This window comes from uncultured Campylobacter sp. (genome assembly GCF_937890585.1).
Taxonomy (GTDB): Bacteria; Campylobacterota; Campylobacteria; order Campylobacterales; family Campylobacteraceae; genus Campylobacter_A.
Map to the genome: position 1 here is coordinate 1 of NZ_CALACG010000284.1, position 1,689 is coordinate 1,689.

2 protein-coding genes are annotated in these 1,689 nt (G+C 39.1%); both read right to left on the minus strand.

From position 1 onward, the window contains the following. Positions 1 to 188: 188 nt before the first annotated feature. A complete protein-coding gene (locus tag Q0296_RS08550) occupies positions 189 to 707 on the minus strand; it encodes a putative peptidoglycan-binding domain-containing protein (protein ID WP_298039351.1) in 519 nt (172 codons plus the stop codon). Positions 708 to 742: 35 nt separating this feature from the next. Further along, positions 743 to 1,689 (minus strand): phage major capsid protein (locus Q0296_RS08555; protein WP_298039353.1); only part of this gene is annotated, 947 nt, incomplete at its 5' end.

Consider the following 1,689-nt stretch of genomic DNA (forward strand, 5'->3'; position numbering starts at 1 on the left):
CTCTTTGATTTTTAGCCTCTTTTGGCTTTTCACTGCCCACTAATGGCTCGATGCACTTAATATCAATTAGTCTTTTTATAAAAAGCTCATCCGTGCCATCTTTAAATTCAATCTCATCGCCCTCTTTATAGTTTTTTGTTGATATTCTCGTATTGTAAAGAATTTTATACTTCATTTTTTTATCCTTTCTAAATTGCCAACGCTCTATTTTTCCAGCCATTGGCGTAAATTTTGAGTTTTGGATTTTTGCTAACTAGACTTGCATAATATGCGATCTCATAGCTGTCAAATTCAACGTTAAATTTGTCCTCGTCGTATGCGTTTAGCGCATTTAATGTTTGTGTCCCCATAACTCCATCAACTGCTACATTTAAAAGCGTTTGAGTGAGCTTTATGGCTACTTTTGTGCCTACATTTACGCCAAAAATAAACATTTCGCTGGCTTTTAAGTCGCTTTCTACCTCATCAAGCCGCATCTTATCCCAAAACTCTCGCTTATAAAACTCATAGACTAAAGCCACAAGATCGCTGTTGTTATAGAGTATAACGCTAGCTTCTTTTAAGCTTTTGCTCTTTAGCGCTTGTCTTACAAGCTCCCACCCCTTAAAATCAGGATGGGCGCACTCATAAATTCCAAAAAATGTCAAGCCGTTTTCGGTTTCGTTCTTATGCAGTGCAAGGCTTGGACTGCTAAATTCAAGCCTCATTAAAAATTGCATAGACTTAGTGAAATTTGACATTTTTATGCGCTTGTCTTTGAAATTACGAATGACTTCTCACGTGCAAGTTTGGCATCTACGTCTAAATATAGCTCTAGGATAATATCGCCGCCTCTTTCATTGTGAGTAAGTAGCTCAATGCCTTTAAATGAGCCGATAAAGATGTCTTTAAAATCACCAAATACTACATCACCGCTTTTGATAAGCTGTGTCGTAAAGTATGGATAGCCTTGTAGGTTTCCTAGCTCCTCGATTAGCATCTTTTCATTTGACACGCCGCGCGCTGTTGCTTTTAGCTTGCTTACATCGCTATTTTTTAGCGCAAATTTAGCATTTGCGATATTGCCGTTGTTATTTTCTAGTGTGTCGCCAAAGTTTAAAGTCTTTTCTAGCGTCGGAGCAGTCATATATCCTGCGATGCTTGGTACTCCGCTTATCTCAAAAATGCCTTTAATTACGCCTTTGCCGTAAAGGATCACTTCTTCAAGTTTTTTACGTATTGCAAATTTCATCGCTTTGTATGCAAAGCTCTCTAGTCCAAAGGCTGACATATTCATCATCGTTCTTGTGATCCTAATAGTTGCGAGCAACGTATGAGGCTCAAGAATGATCTTGTCAAACGATAAGTTTTCGCTATCTCTGCTTTGTCCTTCTTCTACAAAATCAGCGGTAATGTTTGAGTTATTGCGTGGGATTTCCACCCTTTGGCTTAACCCATCAAGCCAGCTACACTCGCTTAAAAGTGGGCTTTCTTTTTTTACTTCTTCAATGAGCAAATCATCTCTAAATTCAGTCGCGATCGCGCCTGCGCCTTGTGTCGTCGTTGTGATACTATCGCTAAATCTCGCACCAAAGTCAGGCGGCAAAACAAAGCGACCGTTGCTTTTGTTAAAGTAGTTTTCTACTTCAAAGCCTAAATCTGCTGTGCTGGCATTGCCTGCATTTTTGATTATGTTTGCTAGGCTAAATT

Coding starts and splice junctions, on each gene's coding strand:
- Q0296_RS08550 (WP_298039351.1), bottom strand. CDS start 707: ATGAGGCTTGAATTTAGCAGTCCAAGCCTTGCACTGCATAAGAACGAA.